Source organism: Millisia brevis NBRC 105863 (assembly GCF_001552615.1).
GTDB classification, from domain to species: Bacteria; Actinomycetota; Actinomycetes; order Mycobacteriales; family Mycobacteriaceae; genus Millisia; species Millisia brevis.
In genome coordinates, this window is the sequence record NZ_BCRN01000004.1 from 1 (window position 1) to 15,618 (window position 15,618).

The 15,618-nt window shown below is 68.1% G+C and carries 14 protein-coding genes; 6 read left to right on the forward strand and 8 right to left on the reverse strand.

Going from position 1 to position 15,618, the window contains the following annotated elements:
- Positions 1-54 precede the first annotated feature (54 nt).
- Positions 55-636: a PIN domain-containing protein gene (locus MB1_RS25570; RefSeq protein WP_157083934.1), complete on the reverse strand. Its 582-nt coding sequence runs from the start codon at positions 634-636 to the stop codon at positions 55-57.
- A 424-nt stretch (positions 637-1,060) separates the two neighbouring features.
- On the opposite strand from MB1_RS25570, the gene MB1_RS06650 reads away from it, so the two are divergent.
- Positions 1,061-1,885 carry an SDR family oxidoreductase gene (locus MB1_RS06650; RefSeq protein ID WP_066905555.1) on the forward strand — a complete coding sequence of 275 codons (825 nt, stop codon included), beginning with the start codon at positions 1,061-1,063 and terminating at the stop codon, positions 1,883-1,885.
- A 43-nt stretch (positions 1,886-1,928) separates the two neighbouring features.
- On the opposite strand, the gene MB1_RS06655 is transcribed toward MB1_RS06650, so the two are convergent.
- Complete coding sequence (locus MB1_RS06655) at positions 1,929-2,870, reverse strand: DMT family transporter (protein WP_218000196.1); 942 nt, start codon at positions 2,868-2,870, stop codon at positions 1,929-1,931.
- 314 nt (positions 2,871-3,184) lie between these two features.
- On the opposite strand from MB1_RS06655, the gene MB1_RS06660 reads away from it, so the two are divergent.
- Positions 3,185-4,147: a patatin-like phospholipase family protein gene (locus MB1_RS06660; RefSeq protein WP_066905094.1), complete on the forward strand. Its 963-nt coding sequence runs from the start codon at positions 3,185-3,187 to the stop codon at positions 4,145-4,147.
- 16 nt (positions 4,148-4,163) lie between these two features.
- Here the strand turns inward: MB1_RS06660 and MB1_RS06665 are convergent, their stop codons facing one another.
- Positions 4,164-4,865: a response regulator gene (locus MB1_RS06665; RefSeq protein ID WP_066905096.1), complete on the reverse strand. Its 702-nt coding sequence runs from the start codon at positions 4,863-4,865 to the stop codon at positions 4,164-4,166.
- Complete coding sequence (locus tag MB1_RS06670; RefSeq protein WP_066905558.1) at positions 4,862-6,394, reverse strand: sensor histidine kinase; 1,533 nt, start codon at positions 6,392-6,394, stop codon at positions 4,862-4,864. Before MB1_RS06670 ends, MB1_RS06665 begins: the two co-directional genes overlap by 4 nt.
- 172 nt (positions 6,395-6,566) lie before the next feature.
- Here MB1_RS06670 and MB1_RS06675 point away from each other — a divergent pair, with 172 nt between their 5' ends.
- On the forward strand, positions 6,567-7,952 hold the full coding sequence (locus MB1_RS06675) for a cation:dicarboxylate symporter family transporter (RefSeq protein WP_066905560.1): 1,386 nt from the start codon (positions 6,567-6,569) through the stop codon (positions 7,950-7,952).
- Positions 7,953-8,075: 123 nt separating this feature from the next.
- On the opposite strand, the gene MB1_RS06680 is transcribed toward MB1_RS06675, so the two are convergent.
- From MB1_RS06680 to MB1_RS06690, 3 genes are all read right to left on the reverse strand, one after another.
- Entirely contained in the window at positions 8,076-8,831 is a 756-nt protein-coding gene (locus MB1_RS06680; RefSeq protein ID WP_281189871.1) for an aspartate/glutamate racemase family protein, read from the reverse strand.
- A 5-nt stretch (positions 8,832-8,836) separates the two neighbouring features.
- Positions 8,837-10,396, reverse strand: coding sequence for an NCS1 family nucleobase:cation symporter-1 (locus MB1_RS06685; RefSeq protein ID WP_084351080.1), 1,560 nt, complete (start codon positions 10,394-10,396; stop codon positions 8,837-8,839).
- Positions 10,397-10,582: 186 nt separating this feature from the next.
- Entirely contained in the window at positions 10,583-11,293 is a 711-nt protein-coding gene (locus tag MB1_RS06690) for a GntR family transcriptional regulator (protein WP_066905100.1), read from the reverse strand.
- A 77-nt stretch (positions 11,294-11,370) separates the two neighbouring features.
- Here MB1_RS06690 and MB1_RS06695 point away from each other — a divergent pair, with 77 nt between their 5' ends.
- Positions 11,371-12,573, forward strand: a complete 1,203-nt coding sequence (locus MB1_RS06695; protein WP_218000197.1) for a CynX/NimT family MFS transporter — start codon at positions 11,371-11,373, stop codon at positions 12,571-12,573.
- 4 nt (positions 12,574-12,577) lie between these two features.
- Here MB1_RS06695 and MB1_RS06700 read toward each other — a convergent pair whose 3' ends face one another.
- Entirely contained in the window at positions 12,578-13,744 is a 1,167-nt protein-coding gene (locus MB1_RS06700; protein WP_084351082.1) for an MFS transporter, read from the reverse strand.
- 345 nt (positions 13,745-14,089) lie between these two features.
- On the opposite strand from MB1_RS06700, the gene MB1_RS06705 reads away from it, so the two are divergent.
- Both MB1_RS06705 and MB1_RS06710 read left to right on the forward strand, forming a co-directional pair.
- The gene (locus MB1_RS06705; protein WP_066905104.1) at positions 14,090-14,572 is read left to right on the forward strand and encodes a hotdog fold domain-containing protein; all 483 of its coding nucleotides are present in this window, start codon (positions 14,090-14,092) and stop codon (positions 14,570-14,572) included.
- Between the two features lie 305 nt (positions 14,573-14,877).
- The gene (locus tag MB1_RS06710; RefSeq protein ID WP_066905106.1) at positions 14,878-15,594 is read left to right on the forward strand and encodes a response regulator transcription factor; all 717 of its coding nucleotides are present in this window, start codon (positions 14,878-14,880) and stop codon (positions 15,592-15,594) included.
- The last annotated feature ends 24 nt before the right edge of the window (positions 15,595-15,618 follow it).

A 15,618-nucleotide genomic window follows, 5' to 3' on the forward strand; every position in this document is an offset into this window, starting at 1 on the left:
ACGTGTCCACTTTTTCAGGGGAACCTCACTCGGCAATCGGGAACGCCGCACCCATCACCAGGTTGGACAACCTGGCTGGGCATCACATCTAGCCAAGCAGGGTGAAGGCGTCGATCCGCGCACCGTCTTGGCGGTCCGGGTTTTCATTCCGACTGGCCGAGATACCAGACGGGGCATCAATAACGCGTCGGCGACGCTGTTCTTCGATCTGTGAAACGGTGCCTTCCTGTCAAGCGCTCGCTGCACTGCGCGTCGACGCTCCTCATCGGTGGGTTCGTGACTCGAACCCGCTGCAAACAGTTTCTCGACGTCCGTAAAGTTGCGTGCAGTCATCGCGCCGATCAGCGGAACGTTGTGAGCGAGTTCGTCGATCGCGTGGCGCGCGTCTGGGTGGTCGTCGCCCCCGAAGTCCTGAACCTCGCGCCGCGATGCCTTCAATCGATCGGACAGACTTGTTGTGATCGAGGCCTCGACCTTCGGGCGATTCCTTGCAAACTCGTCGTTGATGAGCGGCGGGACAACGAGTATCAGTTCGTCGTCGTGCACGAGTTCGTCCAAGACCCGGATCAGACGTTGGCCGTCGCGCCGCTTACCTAGATCGAGCCAGGTCGACGTGTCGACGAGAAGGTGTAACACCAGTTCAGGCTATCCAAGGCTCTGAGTTCGGCTCGCCCCGGTTCCACCCGGTACGCGAGGGGAGATCTCAACGGCTCGTAGGCGTTCGGCGTCAGCGTGGAATCGACGGTCAACGGCGTGCAATCGTACCCTTGAACTGCGGCGATACAGTCGGCCCGGGCGCGTTCCGCAGGTAGGCGCCGTGTACCGGATAGCGGGCCGTCCGTTCCCAAGATCTGCCCAGTGTCGGTTCGAGCCCGACTGGGGGCACCACGCGAGATGCCCCGGCCCGATACCGAAGTCGTCGCCCAAACTTCTGAAGTCTCGGTGAGCCATACCGTCGCCGGCCCGGGAGCTCAGCCGGCAGGGTGGATGACGGACGCGGATGGTGTTCGGGTTGCCGGACAGCCGCTTGCTGGTCGTGTGTCGACGGAAGGATTCCGATATGGCCGAGAAGGTCTGGTTCATCACCGGTACGTCCCGCGGTTTCGGGCGGGAATGGGCGATCGCGGCCCTCGAGCGCGGCGACAAGGTCGCGGCGACGGCGCGCGATACGTCGGCTCTGGCGGACCTGGTCGACAAGTACGGTGACGCGATCCTTCCGATCCAGCTGGACGTCACCGATCGCGCCGCCGACTTCGCGGCGGTCGAACAGGCGCACCAGCGATTCGGTCGTCTCGACATCGTGATCAACAACGCCGGGTACGGGTTGTTCGGCTTCGTCGAGGAGGTCAGCGAACAGCAGGCTCGCGATCAGTTGGAGACCAACGTCTTCGGTGCCTTGTGGATCACCCAGGCCGTGTTGCCGTTCCTGCGGGAACAGGGCAGCGGTCATATCCTTCAGGTGTCGTCGATCGGCGGCATCAGCGCGTTCCCGAACGTCGGCCTCTACCACGCCTCGAAGTGGGCGCTGGAAGGCTTTTCGCAGTCGCTGGCGCAGGAGGTTGCGTCGTTCGGGATCCACGTGACGCTGATCGAACCCGGCGGTTTCGCGACGGACTGGTCCGGGTCGTCGTCGCAGCGGGCGACCGAATTGCCCGCCTACGCGGCCGCGCATGCGGAGGCGGATGCGGCGCGCAAGCAACGGGTGTCGACCCCCGGCGACCCGACGGCGTCGGCTCGCGCCCTGCTGCGAATCATCGACGCCGAGAAGCCGCCGCTGCGGGTCTTCTTCGGTACAGCCCCACTCGCGATCGCCAAGGCGGACTACGAGAGTCGACTCGCGACCTGGGAGCAGTGGCAGCCGGTGGCGATCGAGGCTCAGGGGTAGGCGCGTCGCCGCGCCGGGCGGCCGGCCGCGATCGGTCGCCCGGCTAGCGGAACGCTCGGATGTTGGTCACCACCACACCACCGATCACCACGATCCCGCCGATGATCTGCGCGGCCGTATACGGATGGCCGGCGAGGATGGTGAACGCGGCGGTGAAGACGGTGATCAGGTTGAGGAAGACCCCGGCGCCGCCGGCCGGGATCACCGTCAGCGCGCGATTCCACAGCAGGTACGACAGCACCGACGGGAAGATCCCGATGAAGATCAGCGCCCACAGGGTGCTCGCCGTCGACGGCAGGGTCGGACCGCCGGTGGCGACACTGATCGGCGCCAGCACCAGCACCGCGATGACGGCCTGGATCGCCGTCGAGGTGATCGGCGGCAGCTTCGGTGCCAACCGACCGGCGATCGTATAGGCCGTCCACACACAGATCGCGCCGACCATCAGCAGTTCGCCGCGGCCGAATCCGGTGCCGAACAGCGTGCCGATATCGCCGCGGGAGAGCACGACCAGCACCCCGACGAGGGCTATGGCAACGCCCACGATCGCGAGAGGGGTGAGCCGTTCCCGCAGGAAGATCGCCGCCGCCAGGGTAATCAGCGCTGGATTGAAGGCGTTGATCAGCGAGGCGTTGAACGCATCGGTGTACTGCAGCGCCCCGTAGAGGAACAGGTTGTATCCGAGCAGCCCGAAGGCGCTGAGCATGATGAGCCAGGGCCAGGCGCGCAGCACCTGCCGCCAGTCCGGGCGCTCGACGAACTGCGCGATCAGCAGGAGTGGAACGACGGCGATCGCCCACCGCAGCAGCACGAGGCTGAGCGGATCGATCGTCGCGACCGCCGCGCCGCCGATGACATAGTTGCCGGCCCAGAAGAGGGTCGCCCCGAGCAGGGACGCCACCGCCACCAACAGACCCGTACGGCCGGAGCCCGTCGCCTGTCGCGCCGTCGAGGTGTCCCGGGGCGTCTCGGAAGGGTCAGCCACGGCAGCCGGACATCGATCGGATCCTTTCGCGGGGTGGGGATGTGCGTTCGCCATCTCGTCCCGTCGGACACCCTATGCCCGGTGGGACCCGAGCCGCGACATCCTCCCGTCGCGGGCCGATCGGTCACGGCTGCCCGGGAGTTCGGGTCGGCGGCGGCCGCCGGTGCTACCGTCGAATGGTCGTGACCGATCGAACGGAGGTGAGACCCATGTATGCCGTATCCGCAGCGGGTGCTCCCTCACCGATCACGTTCGCGCGACTCGCCTAGTCGCCCACGGGAGAGCCCGCGAGGACCCCTCGCGAAAGGCCTCCCATGCCCACTTTCTCCACCTCCGACGCGCCCTCCGCCGCACCTGCGGACCGCAACCACCCACAGATCGACGCAGCGAATCGGTTGCCCGGTTCCGGTGAACGAGCCCTGGTCCTCGGCGGCGGGGGTGCGGCCGGCAACGCCTGGCTGATCGGCGTCATCGCCGGCCTGCTCGACGGCGGTCTCGACGTCACCGACGCCGACCTGATCATCGGCACCTCCGCCGGCTCGACCGCCGCCGCGCAGATCACCACCGCCGACCCCGCGCGGCTCTACGCCGATATCGTCGGCGCACCGGCCGGACCGGGTGCGGCGGCGCCGGTGGGAGGCGGTCGCGGGACCGCCGGGACAGTCGCCGACCTGCTCGACCGGACCGGGCGGGTCATCGCCGAGGCCGCGGACCTGCCGCAGATGCGCCGCACGATGGGTGCGATGCTCGCGGCGGCGAGTGCTCCCGGCGGGACCGCGAGGTGGCGCGCCACCGTCGCGAACCGGCTCCCGCGACCGGAATGGCCCGACCGAACGGTGCTGATCACCGCGGTCGACACCGACACCGGCGCACCGATCCTCTTCGACCGAGCGAGCGGCATCGACCTGGTCGACGCGGTCGCGGCCGGTTGCGCCGGCGGATTCGCCTACGAGATCGGCGACCACCGGTACATCGACGGCGGCTACCGCACCAACGCCGACAACGCCGACCTCGCCGCCGGATATGAACGGGTGCTGGTGCTCTCGCCTTTCGGCGGTCGCGCCCGCACCCCCGTGGAATGGGGCACCCACCTCGCCGACCAGATCGATCGGCTCCGACGGGCCGGCAGCCGAGTCGAGACGATGTTCCCGGATACCGCTGCTCGCAAGGCCTTCGGTGAATCGATGATGGACCTGTCGACGCGGGCACCAGCCGCCACCGCCGGCTTCGCGCACGGTCTGCGGCTCGCCGGCCCCCTTGCCAACCTCTGGCGGTGATGTCGGTCGGTGGCGGCTACCCGTCGCGCGACGTCCACCGATACCGGACCTGCGGGCGGCCGGTGCGCCCGTATTCGGTGCTGCGCGCGACGATTCCGTCGTCGGCGAGCGCCTCGAGGTAGCGCCAGGCGGTCACCCGGGAGGAGCCGACGACGTGCGCGGTCTCCGACGCGGTCAGCCCGGCATCGGCATCGCGAATCGCCCGGGCAACGGCGTCCGCGGTCTCCGGCGCGGTGCCCTTGCGGGCGGTGCTGCGCGGGGCGACCGAGCGCAGCTGGGCGAAGGCTCGATCGATATCGCCCTGGCTGACCGCGTCGGAACCGGTCGACATCGCCTCCCGGTAGCGCACGTACTGTTCCAGTTTTTCCCGAAACGCGGCAAAGGTGAACGGCTTCAACAGATACAGCAACACCCCGTGGGCGACGGCGGTGCGTACGGTGTCGAGATCGCGTTGTGAGGTCACGGCGATCACATCGGGTGGCGGGTCGATCGCCGCGAGCGTCGACACGATGTCGATCCCGGACGCGTCGGGCAGTCCGATGTCGAGCAGGACCAGGTCGATCGGCGACTCCTCCCGTGCGGCATTGCGGGCGGCCAGCACGGCGGCGCGGGCGGTCCCGGCGGTCGCGACCACCTCGAATCCGTCGAGGCGGTCGAGATAGGTGTGGTGGCTGCGGGCGATGATCGGTTCGTCCTCGACCACCAGGACCCGAATCACGCGGTGTCCGCCGGGATCGCGTGATCGGCGGTGACGCCGGGCCGGATCAGGTGCACGCTGAGCACCGATCCGTAGGTCTGCTCCGCCGTCGTGGTACCGCCGCGTCGGTCGACGATCCGATCGATCAGATGCAGCCCGAGCCCGCGGCCCAGCTCGTCGCCGCCCGACTTGGTGGAGTATCCGCGGCGGCGGGCTAGTTCGAACTGCTCGGAGTCCATCCCCGGCCCGCTGTCGGCGACCGTCACCCGCAACTCGTTCGCGTCACCGATCACCGTGATCTCCACCCACGGGTCATCCGGGTCGGCGGCGTCCAGGGCGTTGTCGACCAGATTGCCCACCACCGTGTGTAATTCGGCCGGCGTCAACAACGCCGACACCGACGCGTCCAGCCGGGAATCGTCGGTGACCGTCATCGCGATCGACCGGTCCCGGGCGCGGGCCAGCTTGCCCAGCAGCAGGGCCGCCACGCCGGGGTCGCGGATCAGCGCCGACACCCGGGCGATGTCGTCGTCGCGGACCGCGAAATCGCCGGTCGCCAACCGCACCGCCTCCTCGGTCTGCCCCATCTCGACCAGCGACGCGATCGTGTGCATCCGATTTCCCCATTCGTGCGCCTGAGACCGGAGATGCTCGGCGAACTGCGTCATCGCCGCCAACGACCCGGTGGCGGACTGCAACTCGGTGCGATCGCGGATCGTGATGACCGCCGACTGCGCCCGATCGGGCACCGGTGCCCGGTTGACCAACAGGATGCGACCCCCGGCGGCGACATGTGTTTCGTCGATGATCGGTTCGACCCCGTCGGTGATGAACGCCGGCAGGTCCTCGTCCCGGCCCGATTCGGTCAGGCCGAGCAGGCGGCGGGCCTCGTCGTTCACCAATACCGGGCGTCCGCGCTCGACCACCACCAATCCCTCACTCACCGCGTGCAATACCGCGTCGTGATGTTCGTACATCACCCGCAGCTCGTCCGGCGCCAGGCCGCCGGTCTGCCGCAGTAGGCGCCGGCGCAGCAGCCACAATCCGGTGAAGGAGAACGCCAGGGCCGTGACCGCGATCCCGCCGACGATCGGCAGCTGCCGCTGCCAGGAGGCGGTGAGTGAATCGAGGGTGAACCCCGCCGCGACGAGGCCGACGACATCGCCCCGATCGTCGACTACCGGGGCAATCGTGCGAATCGACGGGCCGAGGGTGCCGGTGTAGACCTCGGTATACGTCCCGCCGGCCAGCGCCTCGTCCCGCGAACCGAGATAGTCGCCGCCGATCTGCGCGGGGTCGGTATGGGTGAAGCGGGTGCCGTCCGGGCTCATGATGGTGATGAACGCGGCGCCCGTCACCGCGCGCACCCCCTCGGTCACCGACTGCAGCCGCGCGGTCGGGTCATCGGAGAGCAATGCCTCGAGGGTCGACGGCGCCGACGCCAGGCTCGACGCGATCGCGGCGCTCTGCTTCTCCGCGGTCGAACGCGCGTGCACGTACATCTCGTAGGAGCCGAGCGCCCCGGCGACACACACGATCGCGATCACCATCGCGATCTGCAGGGCGATGGCCCGGCCCGCCAGGGTGCGCGGGCGCGGAAAGCGTTGGGTCCACCGATGAACGAAATGAACGCAAGGGTGACCACCATCACTGTTCACACCCACGATTGTGCACGTCATCGTCGCGAATAGCCGCCGGGTGGGCCGTATCCCGGGCGCGGCGATGGAAGGACCCGCCGTGACCGACTCGACCACCCATCCCACGCCACCCGCTCCGCCCAAGAAGCGTGACCGCACCCACTGGCTGTACATCGCCGTGATCGTCGCCGTTGTCGCGGGTGTGGCGGTCGGCCTCGTCGCCCCCTCGGTGGGCAAGGATCTCGGGATTCTCGGGACCCTCTTCGTCTCGCTGATCAAGATGATGATCGCCCCGGTCATCTTCTGCACGATCGTGCTCGGCATCGGGTCCGTCCGCAAGGCCGCCACCGTCGGCCGCGTCGGCGGCCTCGCCTTCGCCTACTTCCTGGCGATGTCGACCGTCGCCCTGGCGATCGGCCTGGTCGTCGGCAACTTGATCAAGCCCGGTACCGGCCTGAACATCTCCGCCTCGGCCGGTCAGGGTGCGGCGCTGGCGGAGCAGGCACACGAAGCCGGCGGCACCACCGAGTTCCTGCAGGGGATCATCCCGGACACCCTGGTCTCGTCGCTGACCTCGGGAAGTGTGTTGCAGGCGCTGTTCGTCGCGCTGCTGGTGGGCTTCGCCCTGCAGGCTCTCGGCGAGTCCGGCGAGCCGATGCTGCGTGCGGTCGCCTCGTTCCAGAAGGTCGTGTTCAAGGTCCTCGTCATGGTGCTGTGGGTGGCCCCGATCGGCGCCTTCGGTGCGATCGCCAACGTCGTCGGCCAGACCGGGTGGGCGGCCGTCGGCCAGTTGCTGACGCTGATGCTCGCCTTCTACATCACCTGCGTCATCTTCGTCTTCGGCATCCTCGGCTCGCTGCTGTGGTTCACCTCGCGGGTGTCGATCCTCAAGCTGGTGCGCTACCTGGCGCGCGAATACCTGCTGATCTTCGCGACCTCGTCCTCCGAGTCGGCGCTGCCGCGACTGATCGCCAAGATGGAGCACATCGGCGTCCAGCCGACCACCGTCGGAGTTGTTGTGCCCACCGGGTACTCGTTCAATCTGGACGGGACCGCCATCTATTTGACGATGGCGTCGCTGTTCATCGCCGACGCGATGGGCGATCCGCTGACCCTGGGGGAGCAGATCGGACTGCTGGCCTTCATGATCGTCGCCTCCAAGGGCGCTGCCGGGGTCAGCGGCGCCGGGTTGGCCACCCTGGCCGGCGGCCTGCAGGCGCACCGGCCCGAAATGCTGGACGGTGTCGGCCTGATCGTCGGTATCGACCGCTTCATGTCCGAGGCGCGCGCGGTCACCAACTTCTCCGGAAACGCGGTCGCCACCCTGTTGGTCGGGAGCTGGACGCGGACCGTCGACCACCAGCGGGTCAACGACGTGCTCTCCGGCGCACTGCCGTTCGACGAGGACGCGATGGTCGACCCGCATACCTTCGACAAGCCCGCCGACGACGTAGAGCTCACCAAGCGGTAGGCAAGTCCCTCCGTATCCGCCCCCGGTCGCGAGCCCGGGGGCGGTTGCGTGTGTTCGCCCGCGAGAATGACCGGATTGGGGAGCGTGGGAGCCGGCGGGTGGATGCAGAACTCCCCACAGGGTTCAGGGTTCGATGGTGAAGGACTTCAGGGCGCCGGAATAGGACTTCGGGAGCGGGTGGGCGAATTCGCCGCGGTCGGAGGTGCGCAGTCCGAGCCGCACGAGGCCTTCGACCAGCACCGTCGCGGCGGCGACCCCGTCGATGACCGGCACCCCGAGCTGCTTGGAGATCGCCTCGCAGAGGTCGGCCATGCCGGCGCAGCCGAGCACGATCACCTCGCTGCCGTCGGACTCCAGCGCGGCGGCGCAGGCGTCGGTGATGCGTTGCTGCGCAGCCGGATCGGATTCGAGTTCGAGGACGGGGATATCGCAGGCGTGGTAGCCGCCGCAGAAGCGGGCCATCCCGTAGTGGGCGGCGAGATCCTCGGCGCGGCCGATCGTGCGGTCGAGGGTGGTGACCACCGAGAAGCGGCGGCCCAGGAAGCTCGCGGTGTGCATCGCGGCCTCGGCGATGCCGATCACCGGCCCGCGGGCCAGCTCGCGGGCGGCGTCCAGACCGGGGTCGCCGAAGCAGGCGATCACGTAGCCCTGCACCCCGTCGGCGTCCCCGCGCCGGATCTCCTCGAGCAGACCCGGAACCGCGAGGGCTTCGTCGTAGTGGCTTTCGATCGAGGCGGGGCCCATCGACGGGTTGACCGCATCGACGGAGGTGCCCGCGGCGACAACGCCGCGGGCACACCGCTCGATCAGGTCGGTCATCGACGCCGAGGTGTTCGGGTTGATGACGCGGATCTTCGGCGTGGTCACCTGGGTCTGCACACGCCTCAGGATGCCGGCTGGGCGTCGGGGAAGTTGGTCACCGCGAGCTTGGTCCGGGTGGCCAGCAGGTAGTACACCGCGAATCCCACACCGCAGCCGATGAACCAGCTGTACTTCGACGCGGTGGACATGCCCGGGATCTCGGGGATCGCCGCGACCGCCCCGTTGAACAGCACGGTGAACATCGCCAGCGCCGCACCGGCGATCGTCGCGTAGACCGCAGCCGGATTGTAGCCCTTGTTGTACCAGTAGGCGCCGGTGGGTGAGAGGGTGAACAGGGCGTCGATGTCGACGTGCTGCTTGCGGACCAGGTAGTAGTCGGCGATCAGCACGCCGAACAGCGGCCCGATGAACGCGCCCAGGGTCTCGAGCGTCAGGTGGATGACCTCCGGGTTGTTGTACAGATTCCACGGGGTCAGCAGCACCGAACCGACGGCGGCGATCATGCCGCCCGCCCGCCAGCTGATCCGCTGCGGATCGACATTCGAGAAGTCGAACGCGGGCGAGATGAAGTTGGCGACGATATTGATGCCGATCGTGGCGATGGCAAAGGTCAACGCGCCGAGCACGATCGCAAAGGTGTTGTCGATCCGGGCGACCGTCTCGACCGGGTCGGTGATCAGCTCACCGAAGACCGGCACCGTCAGCGACGCGGTGATGACCACCAGGAGCGAGAAGACCAGGAAGTTGACCGGCAGGCCGAGGAAGTTGCCGCGCTTGACCGCGTCGAACGACTTTCCGTAGCGGGAGAAGTCGCCGAAGTTGAGCATCGGGCCGGAGAAGTAGGACACGACCAGCGCAATCGCGCTGAGCATCACCGGAATCGACGACAGGCCGGTGTGCTCCACCTCGCCGAGGGTCAGGTTGATCGATCCCCAACCGGCGCGATAGATCAGGTAGCCGGCGAGGATGAACATCACGACGTAGACCGCCGGGCCGCAGAAGTCGATGAACTTGCGGATCGATTCCATACCGCGCCAGAAGACCGCCGCCTGCAGGACCCACAGCAGGGCGAACGATGCCCACCCCAGAGCGGGCAATCCGAGGAATCCGTACTGGGCGACGTCCGCGTACGGAGCGAGCGACGGGAACAGTTTGATCAGCACGACATCCAATGCCGCGGATGCGAGATATGTCTGAATTCCGTACCAGGCGACCGCGATGAGGCCGCGAATAATCGCCGGAATATTCGCCCCCTTGACGCCGAAAACCGATCGGCAGATCACCGGATAGGGAACGCCGGCCGCCTGGGACGGCTTCGCGACGAGATTGCAGAAGAAGTAGACGATGACGATGCCGACCAGCAGGGCGACGAGCACCTGCCAACTCGCCAGTCCGAGGGCGAATAGTGAACCGGCCGTGACGTATCCGCCGACGCTGTGTACATCGGACATCCAGAACGCAAAGATGTTGTACGACGTCCAGGTTTGCTTCTTCAGAGGAGCGAGGTCCTCGTTGGTCAACGCCGGGTCGTAACTCGGCTTGATGACCACTGCTCCGTTGTGTGCGCTGGATGATCCGTCGTCGACGGGCGAACCCGTCGGAGCGGCAGACGTATCGGACATGGCGTTATCCGTTCGTAGCAGAGCTGTGGGGAATTCGGCAGCATTGACGGCCACAAGTAATAGGACTGGAGATTATGACCGCCCTGTTGCTGGTCGGTTAGATCGAGTTGCCGCCGTGTTTCCCGAAAGATATATCCGGGAATTACCGGACGAATTGCCGCTTATGTCCGAAAATGATAAAGAATTCTACGGTGCCAACAAGCCGATATCGGTGGGCAGCGTCGTCAACACCGCGTTGAGCCGGCGATTGTGTTCCTTGGCCGCGGCCAGCAGCGCGTCCTCGTCGCCGGAGACGAAAGCGTCGAGCATCTCCGCGTGATCGGCGTGCAGACGGTGCCGGTTCTCCGCGGTCACGTGCACCATCGGCTGGACCGGTTCGGTGACGTTCCACGCCGAGTCGAGCATGTGCAGCAGGCGGACCATCCGGGACGGTCGGACCAGCGCGATGTGGAACTCCCGCGAGAGGCGGTGATAGGCGAGCGGGTCCTGCGCCTCGAGCGCGCCGCTCATCGCCTCGTGCACCCGCCGGGCCTCGGCCCGTTCGGCGTCGCCGGCCGCCGGCACGGCCGCCGCCAGCGCCGCGATCTCGAGCGATTCCCGAACGATGTACAGCTCCCGCAACTCCTGGGCGGTCAACTGCGCCACGGCGTAGCCACCGCGCGGGGTGTGCTGGACGAGGCCCTCACCCTGGAGGGTCTTGAGGGCCTCGCGGATCGGGATCGGGCTGACCCCGAAGACCGTGGCGACCTCACCGACGGGGATCAGGCTGCCCGGCGGAACGCCGCCGTGCAGGATCGCGCGGCGGATCTCGTCGAGAATCTCGGCTCCGGACCCGCCGCGGCGGGAGACCGAGAGGGCCGCGACCAGGGGGGAGCGTCGTCGGTGCGGCGGAGCCATCCGCCAAGCCTAGCGGTCCGCGGCGGCCGATACGGTGTGGCCGAGGGCGGGCCGGGCGGTCGGAAGGGTGTGTCGAGGTGACGGGTGAATCCGGCGGACGGGTCCGCGACGCGGGCGCGGCCGCGGTGCCGGTGGTTCTGATTCTGTTGGTGGCGCTCACCCTGCGTCCGGCGTTGACCTCCGTCGGGCCGGTCCTCCCGTGGCTCGGCGCCGACGAGGGTCTCGGGGAGACCGCGCTCGGGCTGCTGGTCGCGCTGCCCCTGGTCGCCTTTGCGATCGTCTCGCCGCTGGTGCATAGGTGGTCCGGACGGCTCGGCATCGAGCGGACCATCGCGGTAGCGATGGTGGTGTTGACCGTCGGGACGGTGCTGCGGTCCTACGGTGGGGCGCCCGGTCTCTGGATCGGCACCCTGGTGACGGGCGGGGCCATCGCGGTCGGCAATGTGCTGGTGCCCGCGGTGATCCGCCGCGACCACCGCTCCCGGGTATCGCGCACCACCGGCCTGTTCTCGGCGTCGATGGTCACCGCCGCCGGCCTCGCCTCGGCGTTGGCCGTACCGATCGCGCAGGGCACCGATTGGCGCTTCGCGTTGGCGATCTGGGCCGGCCTGTCGGTGCTGGTCGGGCTGGCGTGGTTGCCGCGGGCGCGGCGATCGGCCGGCGACCGTCCGACGGTCCACGTGCCGACGGAACCGGGCGACAGCGTGTGGCGCCGACCGACGGCCTGGCTGGTCACCGCGTATATGGGCGTGCAGTCCACCAGCTTCTACATCCTGGTCAACTGGCTGCCCAGTATCGAGCAGGCCGCCGGGATCTCCCTGTCGGTCGCCGGGGTGCACCTGCTGATCTACCAGGTGGTCGGCGTCTTCGCCGGAATGGCCGTGCCGCTGCTGATGCGCGGCGAGAGCCAGACGACCGCGGCCGTCGGCAGTGCGGTCCCGATGGTGATCGCCGCGGCGGGGTTGATCCTGGCGCCGCAGTTGGCGGTGCTGTGGATCTTCTGTGCCGGGGTCGCCTCGGGGGCGGCGCTGGTGGTCGCGCTGTCGCTGATCGCCCTGCGCAGCCGAGCCGAACACGAGACCGCGCGACTGTCGGGCATGGCGCAATCGGTCGGATACGGATTTGCGGCCCTGGGACCGATCGTCACCGGTTACCTGGCGCAGCGCACCGGCGGGTGGGAGGCATCGCTGCTGGTGATCGCCGGCCTGGGGGTGGCGCAGGTGATCATCGGATTCGCCGTCGGCCGGGATCGGTCGGCGCGACCGGTCGCGGGGCGGTGACCGGTCAGGCGCCCGATGTCGGAGGTCGGCCGGCGCCCGAGATCGCGCCGACGGCGGTGATCACCGCGCAGATCAGGACCGCGACGACGACGCCGTGGAGCAGGTCGACGATCGACAGCCGCAGTGCCAACCACGACAACAGGGCGGGCAACGCGAAGCCCAGATAGGTCAGGGCGTAGTAGAGACCGGTCAGCCCCGCGAGGTTGTGGGGGCCCGCCATCGCCTGCACCTCGATGAGACCGGACAGCATGCAGACCCCGAAGGCGCAGCCGAGCAGGATCGCGGCGACCACCGTCAGCCACGGGGAGACCGGGTCGGTATTGACCGCCAGCACGACCGTGCCGATCGCCAACAGCACCAGACCGACCGCGCCGGAGGCGCCCCGGGTGACCGCCATCAGCCGGCGCACCCCGCTTTGAATCAGCAGGCCGGCGCCCAGCGAGACCAGCGACAGCATGCCGGCGAAGGCGATCCCGTAGCTGCCGAGCCGGTCGGCGGCCAGCGCCGGTGCCACGGCGAAGGCCAGCGCCGGCGCGGCGAAGACCCACGGCGCCATCGGCACGACCACCAGCCAGAAACGGCGGCGATATCCGGGCGGAACCGCGATGTCGACCACCAACGAGGTGACCTCGGCGTCGAACGAGCGCGTCTCCGGCACCCGGAACAGCAGGCACGCGGCCGCCGCGGTCGCACCGACCTGGACGACATAGGGCAGCACCGTCGGCCACGGCGCCCACTGCGCCAGGGCGCCGGCGACCACCGCGCCGAGCATGAAGCCGGCGGTCATGGTCAGCGATGCGCGCCGCGCGGCCGTGGCTGCGGGCACCCCCACCGACAGTTCCTTGATCCAGGACGTGCCGACGACCATCCCGATCCCGACCGAGCATCCGGAGATCAACCGCCCGAGCATCATCATCGCCGGCGTGGCGCTGCCGAGGGCCAGCACGATCGCCGCGATCAGGCACAGCGCCAACGCCACGTTGATCAGCGGTTTGCGGCCGTACCGGTCGGACAGGGACCCGGCGACGATGAAGGTGGGGATGATCCCGAGGATGTAGGCGCCGAAGAAGAGGTCGACCTCGAGGGTGGAGTACCCCTCGACCTGCCGATAGAGCAGCAACAGCGGGGTGAACTGGTTGCCCGCCCAGGCGAGCATCAACACCGTCGGCATCGCGGCGAGCCAGGTGCGAGCGCCTATGGTGCGGCCCGCAGTGCCGGGGGACCCGGTTCGGTCCGCAGGGCCGGGGGACCGCCGGTAACCGACCACGCCCGAGACGATACCGACGGCGTGCGCGGTCGCCGGCCGCTTTCGTACACAACGGGCGTATGTCCGCAGCGGCCCATTCCATCGGCATGACGACGGCCGGCCGGTTGTCGACGGCGTGCCGGCCACTCGGGTGAGACGTCCGGTCGACAGACCCGATCACGAGGCAGCCGGGCGCCGCCGTGGTTTCGATCGGCAGCGCCCGCCGTGTTCCGACCCGCGAGTAACTTACCGTGCGGTAAGGTCGCGGATGTGAGCGCAACCACCCCCACGTACGCCGCCTGGCGCCGCCTGCCCTCGAATGCGATCGGCTCGATTCTCTTCTCGGCGGCTATGTGTGCCCGGGTCCCGTACTTCGCGACGATCCTGCCGAGGGTGCGAGAGCTGCGACCGGGCTACTGCGAGGTGACCGCGCCGAAGTGGTTCGGCGTCTACAACCACATTCACACCTTCCACGCGATCGCCGCCTGCAATCTGGCCGAGACCGCGATGGGCATGCTGGCCGAGGCGACCGTGCCGACCACCCACCGCTGGCTTCCGAAGGGGATGACCGTCGAGTACACCGCCAAGGCGACCTCCTCGTTGCGGGCGATCGCGCAGCTCGATACCCCGGACTTTTCGACGATCACCGCGCAGTCGGGCGGGCGGGAGATCGAGGTGCCGATCTCGATCACCGACCGATCCGGCGCCGAGGTGGTCGCCGCCGTCATCCGCATCTGGGTGACCGCCGCCTGACCGTCGCCTCCCGATGGATACCGCTCGGCGGATGCCTGTCGCTCGAGCGCTGCGGCACGTTCCGGACCGGACACCCGGTTGGAGCATCATCCGGAGTGACACCCATTTCGGTGTCATTCACGCGATTCTTTGAACGGCTCGCCCGGACCGATCGCCTGCTAGAGTTTCCGTTTAATTCGACCCTCGACGCGAAAGAATGTCGGGGATCAATCGAGACATATTCAACCGGGGGCTCCATGTCGACCACGGCTATCGGTAACGGAACGGATTTCGAAACGGATCGGGCGAATCGCTGCGATTCACATATGCGGGAGGTTCCTATTCCGGCCGATCCCGTCGGGGATCGCATCTGTCGGCTGGGTGCCGTCGACGATCACGATGTGATGATCGCCGGGCTGCGCAGCCTGCTCGCCGACTACGGCGACGTCCGACTGGAGGCCGGTGCGCGCACCGTCGATCAGTTGTTGTCCGGCGGCACCGCTCTCGATGTCGTCCTGCTCGACCTGCGGTTGGCCGACGGCAGCGTCCCGGAGGCGAACATCCAGCGTCTCGCCGAGGCGGGCGTCAAGGTGCTGGTCTACACCTCCGGTGAGGATCCCTATTTGATGCGTTCGGCGTTGCGGGCCGGCGCCGGCGGGGTGATCCTCAAGTCCGAATCGGTCGAATTGATCGTCGGGGCGATTCGTCAGATCTATCACGACGGCAACGTGATGGGCACCGATCTCGCGCTGGCCATCGACGGCGACGAGGACTTCACCAATGTGCATCTGAGCCCGCAACAGCGTCGGGTCCTCGAGCTCTACGCGTCCGGCGAAACGGTCGGTCGGGTTGGTCGCATGACGGGATTGTCGGTGGACACCGTCAATGGCTATCTGATGCGCATTCGCCAGAAGTACGCCCAAGCGGGTCGTCCGGCGCAAACGAAGACCGAGTTGTTGAAAAGGGCGCTGGAGGATGGGTGGCTGCCGATTCCACGAGTAGCACGGCGTTGGCAGCGCGGGGTGGCGCCCGGGAGCGCCTGACCGTTCTACTCGCTCGCTTCATCG

Bases quoted from the DNA above. Each gene is read 5' to 3' on its own strand.
- MB1_RS06675 (WP_066905560.1), top strand. From the start codon at position 6,567: ATGGAAGGACCCGCCGTGACCGACTCGACCACCCATCCCACGCCACCC.
- MB1_RS06650 (WP_066905555.1), top strand. From the start codon at position 1,061: ATGGCCGAGAAGGTCTGGTTCATCACCGGTACGTCCCGCGGTTTCGGG.
- MB1_RS06660 (WP_066905094.1), top strand. From the start codon at position 3,185: ATGCCCACTTTCTCCACCTCCGACGCGCCCTCCGCCGCACCTGCGGAC.
- MB1_RS06670 (WP_066905558.1), bottom strand. From the start codon at position 6,394: ATGGTGATCGCGATCGTGTGTGTCGCCGGGGCGCTCGGCTCCTACGAG.
- MB1_RS06700 (WP_084351082.1), bottom strand. From the start codon at position 13,744: ATGCCGACGGTGTTGATGCTCGCCTGGGCGGGCAACCAGTTCACCCCG.
- MB1_RS06690 (WP_066905100.1), bottom strand. From the start codon at position 11,293: ATGGCTCCGCCGCACCGACGACGCTCCCCCCTGGTCGCGGCCCTCTCG.
- MB1_RS06685 (WP_084351080.1), bottom strand. From the start codon at position 10,396: ATGTCCGATACGTCTGCCGCTCCGACGGGTTCGCCCGTCGACGACGGA.
- MB1_RS06710 (WP_066905106.1), top strand. From the start codon at position 14,878: ATGCGGGAGGTTCCTATTCCGGCCGATCCCGTCGGGGATCGCATCTGT.